The sequence below is a fragment of the uncultured Enorma sp. genome (assembly GCA_905210055.1).
Classification (GTDB): domain Bacteria; phylum Actinomycetota; class Coriobacteriia; order Coriobacteriales; family Coriobacteriaceae; genus Enorma.
In genome coordinates this window covers 1-21,730 of sequence record CAJLVH010000002.1, presented here as the reverse complement: position 1 = coordinate 21,730, position 21,730 = coordinate 1, and the positions used below count along the sequence as shown (strand labels likewise).

The 21,730-nt window shown below is 57.0% G+C and carries 22 protein-coding genes; 7 read left to right on the top strand and 15 right to left on the bottom strand.

The genetic code is table 11. From position 1 onward, the window contains the following. Positions 1-81 precede the first annotated feature (81 nt). On the top strand, positions 82-963 hold the full coding sequence (gene thrB / locus QZ079_RS00450) for a homoserine kinase (RefSeq protein WP_297033606.1): 882 nt from the start codon (positions 82-84) through the stop codon (positions 961-963). 235 nt (positions 964-1,198) lie between these two features. Here thrB and QZ079_RS00445 read toward each other — a convergent pair whose 3' ends face one another. The 3 genes from QZ079_RS00445 to QZ079_RS00435 are packed head-to-tail and all read right to left on the bottom strand — an operon-like array spanning position 1,199 to position 3,359. After that, positions 1,199-2,068: a PTS system mannose/fructose/sorbose family transporter subunit IID gene (locus QZ079_RS00445; protein WP_297033603.1), complete on the bottom strand. Its 870-nt coding sequence runs from the start codon at positions 2,066-2,068 to the stop codon at positions 1,199-1,201. A gap of 31 nt (positions 2,069-2,099) precedes the next feature. Then, on the bottom strand, positions 2,100-2,849 hold the full coding sequence (locus tag QZ079_RS00440; protein ID WP_297033601.1) for a PTS sugar transporter subunit IIC: 750 nt from the start codon (positions 2,847-2,849) through the stop codon (positions 2,100-2,102). A gap of 18 nt (positions 2,850-2,867) precedes the next feature. Next, complete coding sequence (locus tag QZ079_RS00435; RefSeq protein ID WP_297033599.1) at positions 2,868-3,359, bottom strand: PTS sugar transporter subunit IIB; 492 nt, start codon at positions 3,357-3,359, stop codon at positions 2,868-2,870. A 273-nt stretch (positions 3,360-3,632) separates the two neighbouring features. On the opposite strand from QZ079_RS00435, the gene QZ079_RS00430 reads away from it, so the two are divergent. Continuing rightward, a complete protein-coding gene (locus QZ079_RS00430; protein WP_297033597.1) occupies positions 3,633-4,373 on the top strand; it encodes a zinc metallopeptidase in 741 nt (246 codons plus the stop codon). An 84-nt stretch (positions 4,374-4,457) separates the two neighbouring features. On the opposite strand, the gene rpoN is transcribed toward QZ079_RS00430, so the two are convergent. The 4 genes from rpoN to QZ079_RS00410 all read right to left on the bottom strand — a co-directional run bounded on the left by rpoN (position 4,458) and on the right by QZ079_RS00410 (position 9,411). Then, the gene (gene rpoN, locus QZ079_RS00425) at positions 4,458-5,801 is read right to left on the bottom strand and encodes an RNA polymerase factor sigma-54 (protein ID WP_297033595.1); all 1,344 of its coding nucleotides are present in this window, start codon (positions 5,799-5,801) and stop codon (positions 4,458-4,460) included. Positions 5,802-5,815: 14 nt separating this feature from the next. Further along, a complete protein-coding gene (locus QZ079_RS00420) occupies positions 5,816-6,079 on the bottom strand; it encodes an HPr family phosphocarrier protein (RefSeq protein WP_297033593.1) in 264 nt (87 codons plus the stop codon). Between the two features lie 4 nt (positions 6,080-6,083). Continuing rightward, on the bottom strand, positions 6,084-6,521 hold the full coding sequence (locus tag QZ079_RS00415; RefSeq protein WP_297033591.1) for a PTS sugar transporter subunit IIA: 438 nt from the start codon (positions 6,519-6,521) through the stop codon (positions 6,084-6,086). 76 nt (positions 6,522-6,597) lie between these two features. Next, positions 6,598-9,411: a sigma 54-interacting transcriptional regulator gene (locus QZ079_RS00410; protein WP_297033589.1), complete on the bottom strand. Its 2,814-nt coding sequence runs from the start codon at positions 9,409-9,411 to the stop codon at positions 6,598-6,600. 284 nt (positions 9,412-9,695) lie between these two features. Between QZ079_RS00410 and QZ079_RS00405 the strand changes: the two genes are divergently transcribed. After that, positions 9,696-10,457, top strand: coding sequence for an SDR family NAD(P)-dependent oxidoreductase (locus tag QZ079_RS00405; protein ID WP_297033587.1), 762 nt, complete (start codon positions 9,696-9,698; stop codon positions 10,455-10,457). 226 nt (positions 10,458-10,683) lie between these two features. Next, a complete protein-coding gene (locus QZ079_RS00400) occupies positions 10,684-11,403 on the top strand; it encodes a GntR family transcriptional regulator (protein ID WP_297033585.1) in 720 nt (239 codons plus the stop codon). Between the two features lie 107 nt (positions 11,404-11,510). Here QZ079_RS00400 and QZ079_RS00395 read toward each other — a convergent pair whose 3' ends face one another. The 3 genes from QZ079_RS00395 to QZ079_RS00385 are packed head-to-tail and all read right to left on the bottom strand — an operon-like array spanning position 11,511 to position 14,332. Continuing rightward, a complete protein-coding gene (locus QZ079_RS00395) occupies positions 11,511-12,686 on the bottom strand; it encodes an iron-containing alcohol dehydrogenase (protein ID WP_297033584.1) in 1,176 nt (391 codons plus the stop codon). 27 nt (positions 12,687-12,713) lie between these two features. Further along, entirely contained in the window at positions 12,714-13,556 is an 843-nt protein-coding gene (locus QZ079_RS00390) for an HAD family hydrolase (RefSeq protein WP_297033582.1), read from the bottom strand. A gap of 2 nt (positions 13,557-13,558) precedes the next feature. Beyond that, positions 13,559-14,332, bottom strand: a complete 774-nt coding sequence (locus QZ079_RS00385; protein WP_297033580.1) for an SDR family NAD(P)-dependent oxidoreductase — start codon at positions 14,330-14,332, stop codon at positions 13,559-13,561. 222 nt (positions 14,333-14,554) lie between these two features. Here QZ079_RS00385 and QZ079_RS00380 point away from each other — a divergent pair, with 222 nt between their 5' ends. Then, positions 14,555-15,304 (top strand): GntR family transcriptional regulator, encoded by a 750-nt coding sequence (locus tag QZ079_RS00380; RefSeq protein ID WP_297033579.1) that lies wholly within the window; start codon positions 14,555-14,557, stop codon positions 15,302-15,304. 97 nt (positions 15,305-15,401) lie between these two features. Here QZ079_RS00380 and QZ079_RS00375 read toward each other — a convergent pair whose 3' ends face one another. The 5 genes from QZ079_RS00375 to QZ079_RS00355 form a co-directional block, all read right to left on the bottom strand. Next, a complete protein-coding gene (locus tag QZ079_RS00375; RefSeq protein ID WP_297033577.1) occupies positions 15,402-16,274 on the bottom strand; it encodes a nucleotidyl transferase AbiEii/AbiGii toxin family protein in 873 nt (290 codons plus the stop codon). A 32-nt stretch (positions 16,275-16,306) separates the two neighbouring features. Beyond that, positions 16,307-16,993: a type IV toxin-antitoxin system AbiEi family antitoxin domain-containing protein gene (locus tag QZ079_RS00370; RefSeq protein ID WP_297033574.1), complete on the bottom strand. Its 687-nt coding sequence runs from the start codon at positions 16,991-16,993 to the stop codon at positions 16,307-16,309. Positions 16,994-17,061: 68 nt separating this feature from the next. Then, entirely contained in the window at positions 17,062-17,733 is a 672-nt protein-coding gene (locus QZ079_RS00365) for a ribulose-phosphate 3-epimerase (RefSeq protein WP_297033571.1), read from the bottom strand. Positions 17,734-17,827: 94 nt separating this feature from the next. Then, positions 17,828-19,429, bottom strand: a complete 1,602-nt coding sequence (locus QZ079_RS00360) for a PTS system mannose/fructose/sorbose family transporter subunit IID (protein ID WP_297033569.1) — start codon at positions 19,427-19,429, stop codon at positions 17,828-17,830. A 120-nt stretch (positions 19,430-19,549) separates the two neighbouring features. Next, entirely contained in the window at positions 19,550-20,047 is a 498-nt protein-coding gene (locus QZ079_RS00355; RefSeq protein WP_297033566.1) for a PTS sugar transporter subunit IIB, read from the bottom strand. Positions 20,048-20,324: 277 nt separating this feature from the next. Here QZ079_RS00355 and QZ079_RS00350 point away from each other — a divergent pair, with 277 nt between their 5' ends. Both QZ079_RS00350 and QZ079_RS00345 read left to right on the top strand, forming a co-directional pair. Further along, positions 20,325-20,990, top strand: coding sequence for a hypothetical protein (locus tag QZ079_RS00350; RefSeq protein WP_297033563.1), 666 nt, complete (start codon positions 20,325-20,327; stop codon positions 20,988-20,990). Between the two features lie 230 nt (positions 20,991-21,220). Then, positions 21,221-21,730: class II fructose-bisphosphate aldolase (locus QZ079_RS00345; RefSeq protein WP_297033561.1), on the top strand; the 510-nt coding region annotated here is incomplete at its 3' end.

Genomic DNA, 21,730 nt, shown 5'->3' with positions numbered 1-21,730 from the left:
ATTTGTTATTTCGTTTAGCGCGCGACAACGCTCAGCTAAGCCCTGTTAGGATAGAGGCTCCACGGTCTCAAAGGAGCTCTCATGATCAAAGTCACCGTACCAGCTACCAGCGCGAATCTGGGCATTGGCTACGACACGCTCGGTATGGCGGTGTCACTCTATGCGCACTTCACCTTCGACCATGCCGACACGCTCGCCATCACGGGGTGCCCCGAAGAGTTCCAAAACGAAGACAACATGGTCTACCAGGCCTTCGTGCAGGCGCTTGACGCCTGGGGACTGGAGCCGTTCCCCATCTCCATCCACATCGAGACCGACATCCCCGTCGCGCGCGGCCTGGGATCGAGCTCGACCTGCGTCGTCGCGGGCATCATGGGAGCAGCCGCCCTCGCGCGCCGCACGGTGACGCGCGATGAACTCGTCGCCCTTGCCGCGCAGATGGAAGGCCACCCGGATAACGTCGCGCCGGCGCTCCTCGGTGCCGCTGTGTGCTCGTTCACGCCCACGGGCGAGCTGCCGCGCTGCCTACGCTATGAGGTGAGCGATCGCCTGCGCTTCGTGACCATCATCCCACCGTACGAGGTGCACACGAGCGAGGCGCGCAAGGTGGTGCCGCAAGAGGTGCCGCTCTCCACCGCCGTGTGGCAGATGGGGCGCATCGCCGGCCTCACGCGCGGGCTCGAAACGGGCAATACCGACCTCATCGCCGCCGCGAATGACGACCGTCTGCAAGAGCCGTATCGCCGCGCGCTCATTCCCGATTATGAGGCCATCCGCGCAACCTGCCTCGAGGGCGGAGCGAAGACGCTTTGGATTTCCGGTTCCGGCTCGACGCTCATGGCCGTGACCGACGACACCATCGTGGCGAAGTTCCTCCAGGTACGCCTGCGCGAGCAGTTCCCCGACTGCGAGACGCACATTCTCACCTGCGACAACGCCGGAGCGCAGATTGAGTACCTGTAGGGGTGCGACAAGCATTATCAGTCAGATGGGTTCTTCCCATCTCTTGCGCTCGCGGAATATCTAAGCGCTCTCTGGCTTGGAAGTCCCAGCCTTCCATCATGATTCAAGAAATTAAATATATTTAATCATGGTGCAGGATGCCCGAGCCGTGAACCTTGGCCAGAAACGCAAGCAGGCGGCCGACGCGATGTCGACCGCCTGCTTCGGGTGGGCTCTCGGAGGTGCGAGATTTCGATTAGAAGATTCCCACCAAGCTACCCGCAATGCACACCACGAGCACGATCAGCAGCATGCGCAGATACTTGCCACCGTTTGCCATGTAGGCATAGCAGCATGCAAGCAGCGTGAACGGCATGAGGCCGGGCAGCAAGCTGTTGATCATGTCCTGGAGCACGTACTCGCCACCACTGATGTTCAGGACAAGCGGAGTGGTGAGCTTCGTATACTGGGCACCCATGGCGCCGAGCATGAACATGCCCATAACCGCCGCGAACACGAGCACCTGCTCAATCTTGTTACTCTTAAGAATCGTGAGCAGCGACGTGCGACCAAGCTTGTATCCCTGGAAGTAGGTGATCCAGCCAATAATGAAGCAGATCACGCGCTCGACCACTTCGCCGAAGCAACCGATGACCGCACCCTGAAGCGCGAACGCGAGGAACAGCGAACGCAGAATGGGTGCAAGCGTCGCATACAGCAGCGTGTCACCGAAGCCCGCAAAGGGACCCATGAGGCCGGACTTGGTAGCGGAAATGAGCTCAGCAGGAATGGGGGCACCGTTTGCACGGTCCTCTTCCATGGCAACCGCTGCGCCGATAATGCAGTTACCGAGGTTCATCTCGGAGATATACGGAGCGATGTGGCGCTGAGCAGCCTGCTTGAGCTCATCGGGATCATCGCCGTAAAGCTCCTCGAGCACCGGCATCATCGCATACCCGACGCCCGTACCATAGAGATATTCCAAGCTGTTCGCGACGCGGTGCCAGGTCAGCATGCGGAAGCACGCCTTGCGCATCGCTTTTGAACTGATTGTCTTCTTGGGCTGTGCCTGCTCTTCTATCTGCGGGGCATCCTGCTGCGCCGTCATGGTCTCGTTCTCGGCCATAGTGCATCTCCTTTCTTGGGTTCTCGGGGCCTTAGGCCTCAACAGCCTTCTTGTCGTCCATCATGCCAACGTAAATCAGCGCGATCATGGCGCCGATCACACCGAGCACCACGATGCTCGCACCGCTGATGGTGTAGATGAAGAAGCCCAGCACTGCAAACGGGAGGAGCTTGCGGCGGCCGAGGTAGATCGTCGCGAGCACGAAGCCGAGACCAGGCAGCACGCCACCCAGAACGGTAAGGGCATGCATGAGCCAATCCGGGAAGTACGAGAGCACGAGCTCTGCATTGCTCATGCCGAGATAAGCGATGATCGCCATCACGATGGTATTGAGCACGAAGCGAAGCACGGTAGGCAGAATCACGGCGTCGTACTTGAGCATGCCGTACTTGCCTTCTTCGATGTGCTTCTGAGCCATGCGGTTCCACACGCCATTGATAGTGCGGATGAGGTTGTCGAGGAAGGTGCCAATGACGCCGAACGGAACGGCAAGCGAGACGGCGACTTCAGCGGACAAGCCGTACTTAAGCGCGATAGGAATGGCGAAGCACGCCGCCATGCCCTGGTCGCTCGGAAGGTTGCCTCCCGTTGCAAACAAACCCAGATACAGAGCGTTGATGGTTGCGCCCAGGATGATACCCTGGGTGAGGTCGCCGTAGATGAGACCAAAGATCAATCCGTAGAACACCGCCTGCGAGAACACACGGCTCCACGGCGTGATGTCGCACACTGCGAGATAGTACAGCGCGCCAATCATCAACGCTTCAAGAATAGCTTCCATCTGCCTTCTCCTCCTTACTTACGCTTTGAACTTAGGCGCGACTTTCGATAGCGGCGTCTCTGCCACATCGGGCACGGACTGGAAGTACACCTCGACACCTGCCTGCTCGATTGCCGCAAGCATCTCGAACTCCTCCTGACTCAAGCTCACCGTTTCGACGGCGTGTTGACGTCCAGGCCCGCCGGGCACCTGCCCGACATTGATGCGTTCGTATCCGATGCCACTTTCGAGCGCCTTCTTCGCGAACGGGACATCTTGGAACAGGATGATGATCCTTCCGTCACCGAATTGATCTTTCTCCCATTCCGCGACCGCCTCGTCGAGCGAATAGCAGATCACGCTCGTGCCCATCGGCGCAGCCAAGTTGAACAGCTCGACCATAAACGGATCGGATGCAACTTGGTCGCTCACGATGACGATCTTCGATGCGTTCAGATACTTCGTCCAACGCGCAGCAACCTGACCGTGTACCAAACGGGCGTCGATTCGGGTCATGACAATCGTCCCCATGATCACCCTCCTCCCTTCGTAAAAATCGTGGAGGTTACCAATGCCCTCCTTTGCAGCAATTTGCGTGCCACTACTGTTCGAAGGAGGCCACAACTGGCTTTTACAAACCATCTACCAGCGGAAATAAATAGCTTCCTTATCATTGGAGCAAATGGCTCGCGAAGCATCGACACTACTCATGCGAAACGTAGTGGCATGGCATTTGCTACAAGAAAAATGGTTGTGACAGCGCGTCATGACATATGCCTAACGTATGGGAAGTGAAAGAAACCGATGGAATCCCTCGTATCGTTCCCGCCGCTCTATATCGTTGTCGGCGGCATCGTCATCGCTTTGTTCTCGTCCTATTACCTGCGTGAATCATCGAAACTTGCGGTAGGCAACTCCACGAGCGATTCATGCCCCGATCCGCTCGCACTTGCGCGTGCGTATTGCGAACAAGAGAAGCTCTCGTGCTCCATCGTCGAGCATACGGGCACTGGCGTTGTCTTTCATATGGGTCGCAACACCCTCTACATCGCACAGAGGGCGGCGCATGCGAGGAACCTCTTCGAATACGGCACGGTACTGCGCGAGCTGGGCAGGGCGCAGAGCTTCGATTGGCATCGAGGCGTCTACAAAGCGCAAAACCTCGTCGGGTTCATCTTGCGCCTCGCGAGCATGGTGGCGCCGTTGCTCATCGTGATCTGCGCGATTGCCCAATGGCGCCCCGGACTGCTTGCAGGGATCTCCATCTACGCCGCCGGCATCCTCTATGCCCTCATTTGCCTGCCGCTCGAATGCTCGGTCACACGCCGCGCCGAGGCATACGCACGCCGCGAACTTGCACTGGAACCTGAAGCGGCATCGGCGCTTTCACAGCTCACAGGAGCCCTCGCCCTCTCGACGGTGCAGTTTCCCTTCCAGCCGATCGCCGATCTTTTCAAGTCCATCAAACCCACGACGCATCTCATAAATAATGTGGACGGCATCTCGGCCAAAAGCAAAGCAGCATCTAAGCAGAAGAAGCGGTAATTGCACCTTGTACAAAACGCTATTTCTAACTCTCGCGCATACTTCGTAAGCGGCAATCCTCTAGGCTCCGGCGTGTTGGAAGCATCAGCCCCGCTTGCGTGCAGCAGCGGCGGGAATGCCCATCGCGTCACGATACTTCGCCACCGTTCTCCGCGAGATGCGCACGCCTTTCTCGGCAAGCATCTTCGAGATGCTCATATCACTCAGGGGTTTATCTTTTGCCTCGCCAAGAATGAGGCGAGAAATCTCGTCACACAACTCGCGTTGTGTATGGCTACCGTCGGAGCCTCCAACGCTCCGTGAAAAGAGGCTCGTGAGTGCCAGACAACCTCGCTCGCACTGTACATACTTTCCGTGCATGGCGCGACTCACCGTCGACTCATGCATGTCTACACGACGAGCAATATCAGCAAGGGTCATGCTTCTTGGATGTGAGGTAATACCGCGGAAAAACGGCTCTTGAAACGCAACGATGGCGCGGCAGCACGCGAGAAGCGTGCGTGCGCGCATATTCATACTTTGATTGAGCCAGCGAATCTGCTCGCGATGACGATCAAGATACGCTGAAACATCGGTCGCTTCGGTACCGGGGATGGTCACGGGAAACTCAACGATTCTTAAAGGTTCGGAAAAGCGACCACAGTACTTCACGTCTAGATCTCTTCCCGTAGTGAATACGACCACCTCGGGAATCGCGAAGGCGATATCATCTCCCGGATAACCGCGAGCAGGCAAAGGGTTCAGCGCCGCAATCGCAGCGCGAGCTATATCGATATCTCGCTCTGAGACGTCATAGCGCTCCGCGAGTGATCGAATGCACCCGCAGGCAAGGTCATCTAGGCCGTCGGCAATGACGCGAGCCTCGAGACTGTCTGGTGGGACTTGCAGCATCAAACATTCGCGAAGATCATGTGCGCCGACACCAGCAGGTTCGAATCCTTGTATGAGGCCGATGCAGTAGTCTACTAACGCGGTGTCCGTGCCGCAATCAGCTGCAAGTTCCTCATGATAAAATGGCAGGTATCCGCGCTCATCGAGACTGTAAATCAAGAACTCAGCAACGCGCGCAACAGAAGGAGTGACGTCGAGCGCACCAAGCTGGAACATCAAATCGTCCTGAAGAGATGCGGCGGCGCGGCGCATATCCCACACATCTTCAGCTGTTTCGGAGCTTTCGCGAAGATATCCGTAGTTCCCATCATCATCTTCGGCGGCATCACCCAGCGAATCAGCTTCGAACGCGTCAAACTCGCGTACGCCATCATCTATTATCTCGTCGACCTGCTCAAGATCGACAAGTGGATTCTCTTCCGCAACCTGCGCTATATACGAAAGAAGCTCGATTTCACTCATGCGAAGGATCCGCAGCGATTGCTGCATCTGCATCGACAGGATCTGCGCATGACGCTGCCGAAACTCGAGCTCCATGCCGCTTTGCTGTCTTATTCTCCCAGCCCGCTCTCTATTGCGGCGCACAGCGCCTCGACGGCCTGATCCTCGTCTTCTCCCTCGGCTCGAATAGAGATCTTCGTGCCACAGGCTATACCGGCGGAAAGCACATTTAGAATCGACTTGGCGTTGTACTCGCCCTCATCGGTCACAAGCGTAATCGTCGATGAAAACTGCGCCGCCTCGCGTGTGAGCAGGCTCGCAGGACGAGCATGCAGGCCGGAGGGGTTGATGACGGTTACCGATACCGTTTTCATACGATCACCTTTCTTCGTTCGCCATATCCAGGAATTGCTTCAGCTTCGGCGTCATATCGACTACCGCGCTCGCACCATCTGCAGACGCCGAGGCACAAATTGTCGCTGGATCGGATCCAGCCTCGCGGTATTCAAGCACAGCAAGCAAAAGCGGCATGCTCATACCGGCCACGGCATACAGCGGAAGCTCACGACCAAGCTTCATGATTGAATTGAACGGGGTTCCCCCCATGATATCGGCGAGCAAGACAACGTTTCCGCCGTATGATGCGACGAGATCACGAAGTTCGCCGAGATACTCTTCTGGATCCATGCCAACGCGCAAAGGTAATGCCTCGACGCGGTCGAGCTGCCCGTAAATCATCGACGTCGCGGAAACGAGCCCCTCGCAGAGCGTTCCATGCGAGACGACGATTACGGCCGGTTTTTCCTGTACAGTCATATCGTTCCCTTCGATTGAAACCGTTGAGCTGTTCGCCTGTGCTTGTAGCAAGATTCATGCCACTACGAGTCGTGCCTCACGAAGCCCCGGCATCAATAGCCTGTTGGAAACTGAGCAGGAGGTAGTACGCCTCCGCCTCAGCGACTTCAAATATGCCGAGTTCGGAAGCGGTGTCTCGAAGCATTCGCAGCAGCGATGGGATGCGGCGCTCGCAACGCGCCCGTTCCCGCTCCGAGATTTGCGGCATCTGAACCTCCTCGCCCTCCTCAGCGCGATCAAACATACATAAGCAGTGGATAAACAGGCTGGTATAGAGGTCGATGGGCATAGCACCATCGAAATACCCCCGATCGAACTCATCCACGAGCCGCTCTACCGCACCGATCGCATCACGACCTATGAGGTGCGGTGCAAGATTCGGCAGTTGGCGCTCGATGAGCTGCCGCGCATGACCGCGCGTCGTAATTCCAAGGCCGTCCTCATCCCAGCTCTGAGCCTCGTCGAAACGCTGGATCTGGCCGAGCAGGGTGTCGATGAGGTGTAGATTCTCTTCCATAAACAAACGATCAAGAGGTAGCACCGGTATCGTGTGCTTGAGCTGCACAGGCAGGTTGCTGATGATGAGCTTGACCCGGTCGCCATAGGTCGCCATGGCATTGTCGAAGCCGTCAACTGCGCTTGCACATACAACGGTGAACTCATGAGCACGGCGAACGTTCTCCATCAAGATGTTCTTCGCCCGTTCGGCTGTCCCCACCCCCGTCGTGCACAGCACGATGATGACATCCTGTCCCGCGCCTCTCTTCGCAAGAGCATCATCCGCACGCTCGAGGTCGAAGCGATTGAACGCAGAGCGCACGTAGGAATAGAACCGCTGCGCGACGCGCTCCGCAATCTGCGCAAGACTATTCTCGGGATCAAGCGTAAGCCTTCCCGCTTCCATGACGAGCTCTGTGCTCACGCTGGGCAGCACGATGCATTCGACACCCGTTAGGCGCCGGAGCTTCTGCTCGTCGTTCGAAACGGCACCCATGTCGGAAAGGATGAGCGCGCCCTTTACGGGAACGATCTTTGCAAGCAGGGCCTCAATGGCGGCAATGATATCGGGCTCGGTCATGCTGCTCGTCACGTCAACGGCATAGATATGATGCGTCGAGAGCAGGGTGTTCACGAATCGTGCCGTTCCGCTCGCAGACCCAACGCCGAATCCGACGACGATAACCGCATACGTGGTAACGGTAAGGTTGTTTGCAATGCCGAGGTATACCGCAAGAATTGTTAAATCTTGATCGTGCAGCATCGCGCCTAGGCGCCGTTCGAGCTGGGGCTGCAGCTCACCTAGGAATGCCACTTCGTCTGGGTAGCGCTCTTGCACAATCTGATCGAGCCTCAACAGGCTGCCGGCATCGAGGCTGAGCGTCGCCCTCCGCTGCCTGCGCACTCCTTGGAGATGCCGCGCAAGCGCTGTCGATGTTGCCGTGAAGAAATCTTTATCGAAGTATCTTCCCGCGCGAGCGATAAGCCAGCCAGCGGCCTCTATAACCTCACTAGAAAGCGTGCTTTCCAAGGCGTCGCGCTCCTGCCAGGTGTCGGAAAGCAGTATCGAGATCTCGTTCTCGCAATAGGTCTCAATATCCTGAGCAAGCAAGTAGGCGATGTCCTCCGGCGCAAGCGATAGCTCTTGATATTGGCCAACGCGCGTCGCAAGGAAATCGAAGATGTCCTGCCCCGATTCGTCCTCCGCCGCCAGCACCGCACCCTCACGCTGTTGGCCGGGCTGAATCATCATGCCCTCTTTGAAGACCTCGTTCTTGAGCAACGGGTTCAGCCGGGCGACCTCACTCGATTCGTTCACAAACGGCTGCATGATATCGTAGGCATCGATGCGCAGAACATCTATCGTGCGATACGAATCCAAGCGCTCACGCAAAAGCGCGTTCGCGCAGGCAAGCTGTACCGCGTTCTTCAAATCGCCGACATTTGCGCGATATCTTCCGTTCACGAAGCGTCTTAGCGCTTTCCCTGCGATGAAAATCGGCGTCTGCAGACGCGCCGCCTCCCGCGTGAAGCAGAACTCGACCATCTCCACGCGCTCGCGCAGCGGCCGCTCGTCCAAGTCGGGCAAGTTGATCTGCACGGGTATGCGCCGCTTGAACGTCGTGAGAAGTGCACTCGAAGGCTCTTCCGTCGTGGCGCAGATGATCATGAGTTCAGCGGTGCGATCTCGTGTCTCGCCGAGCCTGCGGAACTGTTTCTTATCGATGAGCACGAATAGCATTTCCTGGCCTGTTGGGGGCAAACGGTGCACTTCATCGAGAAAGAGGACGCCGCCATCCGCAGCCTCGACAATGCCCTCCTTCTCTCCCACAGCACCGGTAAATGCACCGCGCGCATACCCAAAGAGCGTCGCCAACAACAGCTGGGGATTATCGGAATACTCGGCACAATTGAACGTGACGAATGGAACGTCCTTCCCGCCGAACGCCCCGATGCTTTTCGCGTACTTCCACATGGTCTCGGCGAACAGCGTCTTACCCACACCAGAATTACCACTGATGAGTGTATGCAATCCATGGGGCGGATAGGTTATAGCCGCTTTCGCAAGCTGAACCTGAGCTTTCATGCTCCCGTTGGCACCTACCACCAAAGCAAACGGGTCGTCCACGGAAACCGATGCGTCACGCTCGTCCACAGTCTGCGTCGGTGAGTAATACACAGGCTTCTTGCCTTGCTTTTCGACATCGCCGCGCTCGTACAGCCGATTCAAATCGGCTGAGGCATCGTTTGGCCAACACGAAAGAGCTTCAGCGACCTGTGTTGCAGTTACCCCCGCACCCGTAGACTCGTATTCGCTCTTCACGAATTCAAGGACTCGATCGATTCGCTTCATACGGCGGATCGTCTCCTCTCCTCGTCCGATCAAAGGCGCACGGGATGCGCTTTGTCTATCTGGAAACCACGCCGCGTCCGCCGCATTTCCTCGCATCCCGTTTCGCCCGCACTCACCTAGCAAGCAAGGTTCATGCCACTATGAGTAGGCGTGTGAAACCTGCGAAATCGCGCTTGTTGTCGCTGTAATCCTGTGGTACAAAAAGGTTGCCTATCTTGTTGAAACCGCACCGCGTCCTCCGCGACCGCGCGCTTACGCGCGGCCGTTTTGTTGAGGAGGATGTCATGGATCTGGGACTTAAAGGAAAAGTTGTCATCGTCACGGGCGGTAGCGAGGGCATCGGCGGTGCCACGAGCCGCTTGTTCGCCGAAGAAGGCGCCAACGTGGTGGTGAACTACTTCGTCGATAGCAACCAAGGGCCGGATTTTGCGCAAGAGCTCGCCGACACTTACGGCGTAGAGACGCTCGCCGTTCGCGGAGACATCAGCAACGAGGACGACGTGAAACGCATCGTCGCCTCCGCACTCGAGCGCTTCGGCACCGTCGACATCTTGGTGAACAACGCTGCCAAGGGGTCGATCCAGAAGGAATTCCATACGCTCACCACCGAGGAATGGCGCAGCGTGCAGGAGATCACCCTGAATGGTGCCTACTTCATGAGTCGCGAGGTCATCACCTATTGGCGCGAGCATGATCGCGGCGGACGCATCTGCAACCTCGTCTCGAAGTCTGCGTTCACTACAAATGGCTTCAACAACACCTCGTACATCTCGGCAAAGGCGGGTGTCGCCGGACTCACGCGCGGCACAGCGCACGAATATGCCGCGAAAGGTATCTACATTAACGGCGTCGTGCCCGGCTACGTCCAGACCGAGCATACCTACCCCGATGGAGACCCGCGCACGGAGCGTAATCGCAAGCTCCTTGCCACCGGTGAGTTCGCCAAGCCCATCGATATCGCGAACGTCATCGCCTTCCTGTGCTCCGACCGGGCTCGCCAGTGCATCGGTTCGATCGTCGATGTGAGTGGCGGCAACATGCTGTAATTGCGCGTCCACCGTTCCCAGGGGGCGTGACATGCGCGTCGTATCGCCACGCGCCACGCCCCCTCTTTCTGCTACGGAGCGTGGGAACGTATCCGGATTCTTTAGTTCGCTCTTTTCGATATTTCTCGGCTTTGGTTTGCACGGCGATGCCGAATTCTCGCTCGAACGTCTATACTGCTGTATGGTATGCATCTGCTTCCGTTCGCTCGAATGAAAGTTTGTATCGATGACAACTGCTTCGCCAAATCCGAAATACTTGAATGTCTATAACGACATCAAGAACGACATTCTCGCCCAGAAGTACCGCTATGGCGAGCGCTTGGGCAACGAGAAGTGGCTCTGCGAAACCTACCATGTGGGCACTGCAACGCTTCGTCGTGCCATCGATGAGCTCGTAGCAGAGGGACTTGTCGAACGCCGGCCGAAGAAGGGCGTCTACGTTCGCTACAGCCGCCTCATGGATCTCGACCACCCCTTGAGCCTCTCTGCCGAACTCGCAAGGATCGGCGTCAAGCCTTCATCTAAGATCCTCTACTTCGCACGCCGGGAGATCGACGGTGAGCTGCGCAACATCCTGGGGAGCGAAGCAGGCGACATCGCGTTCGAGATTCACCGCCTGCGCTATGCGGACGATGTCCCCATTATGATCACCCACTCCTTCATTCCCGAGCGCTATGCCCCCGACTTTGATCCCTGGCAACTCACTGACACCTCCCTCATCGAGGTGTACCGCGGGCGCTACGGCATCACGATTACCAACTCGGTACGCAAGGTCGTTCCCATAACCGCCAACAAGAAACAGGCCGAGCTGCTCGAGATTCCCGTTCGGTCGCTCTTGCTCGAGACCACGATGGTCTGCACAAAGGAAGACCGTACGCCCGTCGACTTCACGCGGTCGTGGATCAACACCGACGTCACGCCTTACGTCTTCCGCTTCAACTGGTAGGCACCAAAACGGCTGTGCCCGCGGCACAGCACTTCAGCTCAATAAAAAGCGCCGGCTAGAACACTGCGTCTAGCCGGCGCTTGCCGTAGCCCAGCTATGGCTAGAAGCTACTTCATGAGGGCGTAGATGTTGATGATGTCCTCGGTGGAGAGCTTCTTGAAATGGCCGGCCATGCCGTCCGGGCCGCGACGCACGGTCGAGGCGAGCGTGGGGATGTCCTCTTCCTTCACGCCGAGCTCGCCGTAGTGCACCGGGATGCCCACGGAGACATAGAAGTCCTTGATGCGCTTGATGCCTTCCTTGATCATGCCCTCCTGGTCGAACGGGTCGTTCTCGACGCCCCAGACCTTCTCGAAGTAGCGCACGAAGCGGCTGGGATGCTCGCTCCACACGTAGCTCATCCACGCGGGCGTCACGCACGCGCAGCCGGCGCCGTGAGCGGAGTGGTACATGCCGCCGATCTCAGACTCGATGCCGTGCACGGTGCCGTCCACGAAGCCACGGCCGACGCCGCAGGAGTCGTTGTGCGCGAGCACGCTCGCCCAATGGAGCTGCGCACGCGCCTCGTAGTTCGTGGGATCCTCGAGCGCGATGGGCAGGTACTTGATAACGGTCTTGATGACCGCCTCGCCCAGGCCGTCGGTGAGGAAGTTATCGTCCGTGATGGTGAAGTAGCGCTCGTGCGCATGGGCCATGATGTCGACCGCAGCGCTTGCCGTCTGGAACGGGGGCAGCGTGAAGGCGAGCTCGGGATCCATGATGGCGATCTTCGGGCGGATCATGTCGTCGTTGAGCGAGCGCTTGAGCACGCCCTTGCCCATGACGGAGCTGTTCGAGCCCTCGGAACCCGTGCCGGGCAGGGTGTTGATGGTGCAGACGGGAAGCGCCTTCTCGACCTTGCCATTGCCGGCGTAGAGGTCCTCCCACATATCGCCCTCGTAGTAGTAGCCCACGGCGATGTACTTGGCGGTGTCGATGACCGAGCCGCCGCCCACGGGCAGCATCCAGTCGACGCCCTCGGAGCGGGCGATCTCCACGCCCTCCTGCGAACGATCTGCGGAGGGGTTCGCCTGGATGCCGGCGAAGTCGACATAGGCGAGGCCGGCCTTCTCGAGCGACGCAACGACGCGTTCGATGATGGGCTTCTCGTAGTCGGCGCCCTCGCCGTAGTGGCAGAGCATGACCTTGGTGGCGCCAGCCTGCGAGAGAATCTCGCCGACCTCGTTCTCCTTTCCACGGCCGAAGACGAAGCGCGTGGGGCTATAGAACTGGAAATCTTGCATGATCTTGTTCCTCCTTGCTAGCGGTTCTTACTGTTCCTGTAGAACGAACGAGCGGATCGCATGTGCGACGCCATCCGCGTCGTTGCTACCAATAACGGTGGCCTGACAGGCCAAGAGCTTGGAGTCGGAATTCTCGACGATGAATCCATGACCAGCGTTACGGATCATCTCGATGTCGTTCTCGTCATTACCGAATGCCACAACTTCGCTCGCATCTATTCCAAAGTAGTCGCACAGCTTCAGGGCGCCTTGCCATTTGTTTACTTCCAGCGGAAGCGCGTCGAACGACGTGCGCATCGAATAGACGAACGTCATCTCGGCATGCGCGGCAGCATGCGCTTCCAGCACGCTCCTCTGCCGCTCCGTTGGGTTAACGACAGAAATGCGAAATGCATCATGCGCTACAAGCTCGGCTGCTTGATCGCGCGTAAGTCCATCGTGATACGCGAACTCCGGCACACCATATTTCCGGGCGAGGGCGTTGTAGTCTTCATAGAAACCATGCCTGCCTTCGCGTGACGGATAATACACGGCATCAAAGGTGAAGAGCTTCCAGTCGAGATCCTCCTCAATGCAAAAGTCGATGTAGTCGAGAGCGGGTTTCTGAGGAAGACGCCGCTCGGACAGCACGCGACCATCGTTTGGAAGCCAGACGACCGCTCCGCTGTGAGCTATAACGGGGGTATCGAGGCCGAGCATCTTGTGATACGCCCTGATGACACCCGGACTCCTACCGGAGGCAAGGCAGAAGCGGCACCCGCGAGCGCGCGCTTCTGCAATCACCTCACGCGTATACGGCGTGATCCCCTTACTTGAGGTAAGGAGCGTCCCGTCAAGATCGCAACAGATGACGCTGGATTCCAACGACATAACTAGAAGCCCAAGAGCAGTCCGCCGGTCATATCGACGACGGTGCCCACGGCGAGTTCGCACTTGTCGCTCGCGAGGAAGGCGCACATGGTGCCGATCTCCCACGGCTGGCCGACACGCTTGATGGGCACGCGGTTCACGCGGCGCTCGAACTCCTCGGGATTGTTCTGCTGCTGGTCGAGAAGGGTGTGCGCCAGCACGAAGCCGGGCATCACACCGTTCACGCGAATCTTGTGCTCGGTGAGGTCCACGGCGAGCGCGTGCACGAGGCCTTCCTCGCCAGCCTTATTCGCAACATAGCCCACGCGACCCTTGGTGGTGGAGGTCCTGGTTGCCTTAGAGAGAATGTTCACGATCGAACCGGGCTTGCCGGTGGGGATGATGCGGCGAGCGAATTCGCGCGACATGAGGAACTGACCGGTGAGGTTGTCGTTAAGCGACGCGTTCCATTCCTCGATGGTCATGTCCTGAACGAGCTTTGTGCCACCGCGTCCGGCGTTGTTCACGAGAACATCAACGGTTCCAAAATTCTCCTCGGCCACATCGAAGATCCGTTTGACGTCTTCCTCGCTGCCCACGTTGCCCTTGACGCACACGGCCTTAATGCCGTATTTCTCGGCAAAGTCACGGCACATCTGCTCGGCAGGAGCGGCATCGCTATGGTAGTTGATCACAAGGTTGGAGCCTTCCTGAGCGAACACCTCGCAGATTCCGGCGCCGATGCCCTTCGAGCCACCAGTAACGATGGTGGTCTTCCCCTTCAGATTCAGATCCACGGTATCCTCCTTTGTCGATTTAGCTACCAGCTTGTATCTAATATATACTTTCTGAGCGTAAATATCGATTACGTTTTTACAACTTATCTCGTGACATAGAAACAACAATATTTGATACATTTCCATCAAAAAGTATCAGAATTTGATTCACCCACCTCAGCATCCGTGAGCGGCTGTGTTAAACTCGTTACAAGGCGTTTTATCCACTGAGTAGGCATTGGTATGACAGAACAGACCTCTTCTCAACCCCTGTACTATCAGATCGTTCTCGATGTTCAGGCTTCCATCGATAACGGCACCCTCATTCCCGGACAGAAACTTCCGACCGAAAGTGAGCTCATGGCGCGCTACGGCGTGAGCCGCACCACCGTGCGCAAAGCGCTCCAAGAGCTCTGTGAGTCGGGTTCCACCGAACACAGGGGTAAGCGCGGTCATTTTGTTAAAAGCCCTGTTAATAAGAGCAGTGAGATCCGCAACCTCAGCCTTTTCGACGCAGCGCGCGAGACCGGCCGCGAGCCCTCGGCAAAAATCCTCTCTGTAGAGATCACCGACGCCACGCCCGAAGAGGCGATTAGGCTTGACCTCAATCCCGGTGATTCCGTGATACGTATGCATCGCCTGCGCATGATCGATAACGTGCCATACGGTTACGGACTCACGGTATTCCCCGCCGATATGTTCGAGGGACTTAATCCCCTCATCTTCGAGCACGAATCCATCTTGCGTATCATGCAGGAGCAGTTCCACATCGACATCGCGTTTTCCTCGCAGGTGCTCACGCCCATCTTCCCCACAAAGGAGGAGGCTCAGCTCCTAAACGTTAGCCAGCGCAAGCCCCTGCTCTCTATCCAGAGCACTACGCACGACCGTTCCGGGCGCGCGGTGAAGTACTCGGATCTCCATGCGAACACCGACGTCATGGACTTCGTCTTCACCTGGAAGTCCGAAGCATCGCACGCCGCGCACGCATAGCAGGAGTTACTCCACAACAACATGAGTCGACGTTATCTATTTGCTCCCCGCATCGTCTTCTTTCACAATGTCATCGCGAGATAATCGCTCGTATCGCTCACGCGCATCCATCAGGGAGCCATCGAAGCTCTACATGGCTCCAGAACTCCCACTTATCCATCCCTCGAATGGCGGGGTCGAGAAATCGTTTCGCTATAGCAAGCCCTTCTTCAAAAGAAGGTGCCGCTTCGAACAGACGATTATTTACAAACAGAGATCGATACTGCCGCTCATGCATTGCTCCCCACTCAGCAGGAAGCAAAAACTCATCCCCTAGTGCAAGGTGCCTCGATGCCGCCTCCCGAGACAATGCACGGACAAGCGCGTTGTATGAAAAATCGACCGACATGGCATAGATGATGATATCCACGAAGTCTTTAACCCGCGACGATGGCCTGCCTCCATGGCGCTCGATGATAGCGCACACCTTATCGGCAATCGCGCGCTCGGCGGGATACGCTGGATAGTCGCAGCTATCCAAATCGCCTACCTGCATCCTATCGATCGGCTCGAGTATATCGATATACTCGAGCGGAATCTCATCAGACACTAGATCGACGGAAACCGGCATGATGCGCTTTGCGCCAAGATATGCATCGAATAGAACGGATCTGCCGGCGCGATAATCGTCTTCCTGCTTGATAGCTCTATCCGAAATGAACTCGAAGGTGATGAAGTCGCCCGCGTCGTACGAAACAAGCTCGATAAGCTCCTTGACCGCCTTATCGATATCGAGCTGATCGGTAACAAGATCTATATCCCTAGTTGTTCGCGCATCGAGCGTGCGGGCAAGCACGCTAAGGCCACCCTTCAGAACAAAGGGCGAATTCCCATTGGAAAACACTCGATACAGCAATCGATGGTAGTAGAAGTTCGAAATGGCCTCACTCGTATTCAACGGCGACGCCTTCGCCGCCTCTTTGACAGCCATTTCAAGAGCCTTAGGAGATGCGTACAGCACCATCACCTTGCCTCGGATACTGCAACATGCCCGCCATTGTCGAGCGCAATCAACTGGTAGGGTCCATCATCACATAAACCGGACGCGCTTAAAAGAGCCTCCATACCAGCTGTTCCAAGAAGTTCCTGCAGGTAGCGCATATCGAATGAGGTTGCACCGTATTTTTTAACCGCATCGATGAAGACGTCGCAAACGAGCGAAACATCCCAGTCATCGCGCAGGAGATCGGCTATGGTACGCTCCGGCCTCGTTACCGGCAGCCCCGACTCCCACGTTACATCCTGTCGCTCCAGATATTCAACCCGAAACCGTACATCCTTCATCCGGCTGTTAAACCGCTGGCGAACCGCAAGATCCCACGGGCGCGGCCGTATGTCTCCCACTTCGAGCACATATGCTGCAGATGCTCCTCGAGCTGCAACGCCGTCGAACCCGGATCCCATCCGTTCATAGGTGAACACACGCGGAGCGGTTAGCTTATATGCAGCACGCAGCGTATCGAGCCCATCCGAGATCGAAGACGAAAGTCGATAGGCACCGTGAGCCACACGCTCGATGCGGCCAGCCCTGTGAGCATAGGACAGCGCATAGAGGGGGATTCCCTGGCGCCCAGCCTGGCCGCTTGTGAACACGCCACCTTCCGAAGAGGCGAGTTCCTCGATTTTCTTTATATGATGTAGGTTATCCATGTTGCAATAATAGTACATCTTATAATTATTGCAACATGGATACTTCGTCCACTCTTATATTTCGTGTGTTACTCGTCGCCAAGTGAGGCACGGATGCGCTGGAAGATCTCCGCGTATGTTCCCGGTTGGCCAAAGAGGCACTGCGTACCCATCGAGAAGCCGTCTACGCCCATTGCCGCCGCGCGTACGATAACCTCGGGCGATACCGCGCCATCGATGAGAATCTTGTACGGATTACCCAACGCCTCGCGCGCATCGACGAGCTTCTGCAGCGTCGTCCAAGCGGAGGGCATGAAGATCCGCTTCTTCGAGACCGGGTTGGCTACGTTTACCATTACGTAGTCCACCAGCGGAAGCAGCCCGGATAGCGCTTCGACCGACGCGCCCCAACCGACGGCAAGGCCGGGAGCCTTGCCCAACTCACGGATCATGCAAAGCGCCGTAGCCGCAAAGTGCTCCGCCTCGGGGAACACGTAGATGATATCCGCACCGGCCTTGGCAAACTCCTCGATATAGGGCGTTGGATGATAGCAGTACAGGTGCACGTCGAGCAGGGCATCGGTGTTGCGGCGCACGGCTTGCACGTCGCGTATTCCCATTGACCAGCGCGGAGCCAACTCTCCGTCGCAAATATCCAGGTGGAAGATATCTGCGCCAGCTTCGGTGAGCTCGCGCACCTCGTCACGAAGGCAGTCGAAATTCGCGCAGTTCATACTCGGACATAGCAGATGCTTCGACATGGTTGCCCCTTTCATTGATTCGAATCCCTCCTACATGATAAAAAAGGCGCCCTCGCACAGGGCAAGGGCGCCTACATCCGACACGTTATTTCGACTAGAAGATGCCGAGGAACGCGCAGACGAAGCAGAGCACCACGATGAAGAGCAGGGCCTTGATGAAGGAGCCACCCTTCTTGAGGTACGCGAACGTGGACATGACGAGGATGAACGGCAGGAGGCCGGGCACCACGCTGTTGATGAGGTCGTTGAGGACGAACTCACCGGTAGCAAGGGTGATCACGGGAGCGAGCGTGATGGAGGTGTAGTTGTTCGCCATAACGCCGAGCATGAACATACCCATGACGCCAGCACCGGTCATGACCTTCTCGAACCAACCACCCTGGAGCAGGTCGGTCAGAGCGTCGCGGCCGCGGGTGTAGCCGAGGTGGAAGGTGATGCCGCCGAGCACGATGGCGTACAGACGGACGCAGGGCTCCATGAGGACGCCGATGAAGCTACCGGACATACCGAAGGGCAGGAACAGGCCGCGGATGAGCGGGGCGATCGTCGCCCAGTTCAGGCTGTCGCCGAAGCCGGCGAACGGGCCCATGAGGCCGGACTTGACGGCGGTGATGTCCTCGCCGGAGATCGGAGCGCCAGCCTTCTTCTGCTCTTCCATGGCGAGTACGACGCCCATGATCACGTTACCCCAGGTCATCTCGGAGATGTAGGGCTGGGTATGACGCTCGAGAGCCTCGGCAAGGCCTTCCTTGTCGTCACCGTAAATGCGCTTGAGCGCAGGATACAGGGCGTTGCAGAGGGAGGGGCCGAACTGGGATTCCATGTTGTTCGAGAAGCGATGGAAGAACAGGACGCGCATAGCGGTCTTGATCTGGAACGCGGTGTCGAAAGCGCCACCAAGGTGCTGCTCGGCAGTCGCGATCTGCTCCTCTTCCTCGTCGTCCTCGTCATCGTCGGTCACAGCGGACTTTGGGAAGGCGAGCATGACGTACACGATGGCGACCATCGCGGCGAGGATAGCGAGCACGACGAGCGAAACGCCGGAAACCTCAAACAGGAAGAAGCCCATGACGAAGAACGGCAGGAGCTCGGTGCGGCCGATCATGGTCGCGCAGAGCACCATACCCATGCCAGGGAGCATGCCGCCGATGGCGGTGAAGCCAGCCATGACCCACGCGGGGATGCTGGACATAATGGCATCGGCGCCCGAGCCGAGCAGGAAGAGCACAGCGGTGATGATAGGCACGCGGACGATGAACTGCGTCGCAATCGGGCCGTACATGGCATCGATCTTGAACATCTTGATGTTCAGCGCACGAGCGTCCTTGGGGGCGCGACGGCTCCAGTACACATTGAGCGTACGACGGATGTTGTCAAGGAAGGTGCCCAGAACGGCGAACGGGATGGACAGAGCCACCGCAGCGTTCGTGTCGAGACCCGTGGTGAGCGCGATCGGCAGCGCGATGCAGCACGCAAGCGCGGGGTCGTTGGGCAGGTTGCCGCCAGCAGCAACCGTAGACAGATACATCGAGTTGATGGTAGCGCCGATGATGATACCGGTCGTCACATCACCAAGAATGACACCGAAGATAAAACCGATAAAGGTGCAGTTCGTGGTGATGTTGCCCACCATACCCATGTCCCACCAGGCGAACCAGTAGTACAGGGCGGCAATAAAGGCAATGCCTAAACTCATGCTTACCTCCTTCAAGGAAACACTGATGTCTTATGCGTACATAAGACTGCTTGCCGAGCAGGCGGATGCAAAGACCCGTCGCTCTTCATGAAGACCTGTTCTCTTCGCAACCACCTTCTTCTATCCGCGCAGCTTCTTGACAACGTTTTCAAGCGTTTCACGCTTGTCGTCAGGAGTGGGCCAGAAGTAGACCTCCACCCCCGAGTCACCGAGATTGACGAGCGTATCGAGCTCTTCGTCGGAAAGGCACACCGTGTTATAAGCCTGGACACGGCCTTCGGCCTTCGGCACCTGTCCGATATTCAGCGATTCATACTGGAAGCCGGCGTCGTAAGCCTTCTTCGCGCTCGCGATATCCTTGAAGATGACAATGATCGGGCCCTTGCCGAACTTGTTCTTGTTCCACTTCTCGATTGCCTGCTTGATGGTATAGACGAAGATCTTCGATCCTGCGGGAGCAGTCATCGAGAAGAGCTTCTGCATGAAGGGATCCTTCGCGGTGCCATCGTCAATCACGATGATCTTCGTGGCGGCAAGCGTGCGCGTCCACCGCGCTGCAACCTGCCCGTGAACCAAGCGGAAATCGACTCGCGTCATTGCAACGTTGCTCTCAGCCATCTCAATTCCTTCCTTTCGAACGAGGCGGATACCTCATTACCTGCACCTTTGATAGAAAAACGAATGATTCTTCTATATGCTTAATCGGCAGCTTCTCTTGTATCTATTTCTGGTCTTAACATACGGTAGTTATAATCCCTTTCTTTTGTCAATATCTTTCCTCCAAATGGTTCTATTTTTTTCTTCTATGGACATGTATATAAGATACATTATTATCTGTTATTATGCACTATGACAGTACATTCTAGAGTCATTATTTCTTGAGAAGGGTGGCAATATGTCGACTGTTGAAAAGAGTTCCGCAGGTCAGGACAGTGTTGACCGTCATGAAGAGGAAACGCTCTTCACCTCAAAGTATCGCGCCACAGAGCTAACACTTGATGACGCTAGCGAGCTGTATGGTAGCGTTCGCTTGAAGAGCATGAGCTCTGTTCTTTCACTGGCCATGCTCGTCATTCTTATCCTGCTTGCTCTCGCGCTTCCGGATCAGATTATCTTGCTCGGTATCTGCGCTGTTGTCGTAGCAGGGTTCTCGACGCTCGCGACGAGCTGGGCGCGCGTACAACGCAAGAAGATCGGGAAATCCTCCCTCAGCAAGATCGTCAATACCAAATGCGTCACGACGTTCACCGATAGTTATGTACGCGTGACGGCAGATGGCGAAGAGGTCGGCGCGTACCCTCTGCAAGATCTCAAGCGCGTTCGCGCGAATGAGTTCGGCTGCCTTGCAGACTTCGGCGGTAAAAACGTCGCATACTTCCAACAGAAAGGCATGAGCAGATCGAAGTTCGGCAACCTGATCAGCTCGCTCGACGTCATCCTCATGGCGAACAAGATGGCAAAGCATGTCAAGAAGCCGAAGAACATGCCTGTCGTCGATGAGGCTCAGGAGGCCGCTATCGCCAACGGAGCTGCGGAGATACCCGAGACCGACAGCGAGTGAGACGGTCGTTCCCGAATCGACCTTGCTTCTAGCTGGTCTTTTCTTCACGTTGTATCTTTTTTATTTGTTATATTAATATGAAACTAAAACATTTTCTAGTTTTATATTGACACAAAAGAGAACTGAGAAATAGTCTATGTGATGGATTGAGAGACAATAACGGTTACTCAATCACCTGTGGTTCTTATTGTGAGATGGCATTATTGCCATCTCGAGAGAAGGAGGAATCCATGCTCGTACCCATGACCGAGATCCTGCAGAAGTCCCGCGAGGGGCACTACGGCGTCATCGCGCCCAACATCTGCAACGAGGACAGCGCTCGCGCTGCCATCGAGGCTGCCGCCGAGACCAACTCGCCCATCATCCTCGATCTCATCTATTCCGCCAGTCCCGACATCACCCTTCTCGCCCACATCGTGAAGTACCTCGCCGATCGCGTGAGCGTGCCTGTGGCGCTGAACCTCGATCACGGTGGCGAGTTCAAGCAGCACATCGAAGCTGTGCGCGCCGGCTTCTCCTCCATCATGGTCGACCGCTCCTCGCTCCCCTATGAGCAGAACGTCGCGGAGGTCGCCGAGCTCGTGAAGGTCGCGCACTCCGTTGGCATGAGCGTCGAGGCAGAGCTTGGCCACGTGGGCACCGCCGCGGACGGCGACGGCCAGACCTCCGATCTCTATACCAACGTCGACCAGGCCGCCGATTTCGTCGAGCGCACCGGCTGCGACGCGCTCGCCGTCGCC

Bases quoted from the DNA above. Each gene is read 5' to 3' on its own strand.
- thrB (WP_297033606.1), top strand. From the start codon at position 82: ATGATCAAAGTCACCGTACCAGCTACCAGCGCGAATCTGGGCATTGGC.
- QZ079_RS00445 (WP_297033603.1), bottom strand. From the start codon at position 2,068: ATGGCCGAGAACGAGACCATGACGGCGCAGCAGGATGCCCCGCAGATA.
- QZ079_RS00440 (WP_297033601.1), bottom strand. From the start codon at position 2,849: ATGGAAGCTATTCTTGAAGCGTTGATGATTGGCGCGCTGTACTATCTC.
- QZ079_RS00435 (WP_297033599.1), bottom strand. From the start codon at position 3,359: ATGGGGACGATTGTCATGACCCGAATCGACGCCCGTTTGGTACACGGT.
- QZ079_RS00430 (WP_297033597.1), top strand. From the start codon at position 3,633: ATGGAATCCCTCGTATCGTTCCCGCCGCTCTATATCGTTGTCGGCGGC.
- rpoN (WP_297033595.1), bottom strand. From the start codon at position 5,801: ATGGAGCTCGAGTTTCGGCAGCGTCATGCGCAGATCCTGTCGATGCAG.
- QZ079_RS00420 (WP_297033593.1), bottom strand. From the start codon at position 6,079: ATGAAAACGGTATCGGTAACCGTCATCAACCCCTCCGGCCTGCATGCT.
- QZ079_RS00415 (WP_297033591.1), bottom strand. From the start codon at position 6,521: ATGACTGTACAGGAAAAACCGGCCGTAATCGTCGTCTCGCATGGAACG.
- QZ079_RS00410 (WP_297033589.1), bottom strand. From the start codon at position 9,411: ATGAAGCGAATCGATCGAGTCCTTGAATTCGTGAAGAGCGAATACGAG.
- QZ079_RS00405 (WP_297033587.1), top strand. From the start codon at position 9,696: ATGGATCTGGGACTTAAAGGAAAAGTTGTCATCGTCACGGGCGGTAGC.
- QZ079_RS00400 (WP_297033585.1), top strand. From the start codon at position 10,684: ATGACAACTGCTTCGCCAAATCCGAAATACTTGAATGTCTATAACGAC.
- QZ079_RS00395 (WP_297033584.1), bottom strand. From the start codon at position 12,686: ATGCAAGATTTCCAGTTCTATAGCCCCACGCGCTTCGTCTTCGGCCGT.
- QZ079_RS00390 (WP_297033582.1), bottom strand. From the start codon at position 13,556: ATGTCGTTGGAATCCAGCGTCATCTGTTGCGATCTTGACGGGACGCTC.
- QZ079_RS00380 (WP_297033579.1), top strand. From the start codon at position 14,555: ATGACAGAACAGACCTCTTCTCAACCCCTGTACTATCAGATCGTTCTC.
- QZ079_RS00375 (WP_297033577.1), bottom strand. From the start codon at position 16,274: ATGGCTGTCAAAGAGGCGGCGAAGGCGTCGCCGTTGAATACGAGTGAG.
- QZ079_RS00370 (WP_297033574.1), bottom strand. From the start codon at position 16,993: ATGGATAACCTACATCATATAAAGAAAATCGAGGAACTCGCCTCTTCG.
- QZ079_RS00365 (WP_297033571.1), bottom strand. From the start codon at position 17,733: ATGTCGAAGCATCTGCTATGTCCGAGTATGAACTGCGCGAATTTCGAC.
- QZ079_RS00360 (WP_297033569.1), bottom strand. From the start codon at position 19,429: ATGAGTTTAGGCATTGCCTTTATTGCCGCCCTGTACTACTGGTTCGCC.
- QZ079_RS00355 (WP_297033566.1), bottom strand. From the start codon at position 20,047: ATGGCTGAGAGCAACGTTGCAATGACGCGAGTCGATTTCCGCTTGGTT.
- QZ079_RS00350 (WP_297033563.1), top strand. From the start codon at position 20,325: ATGTCGACTGTTGAAAAGAGTTCCGCAGGTCAGGACAGTGTTGACCGT.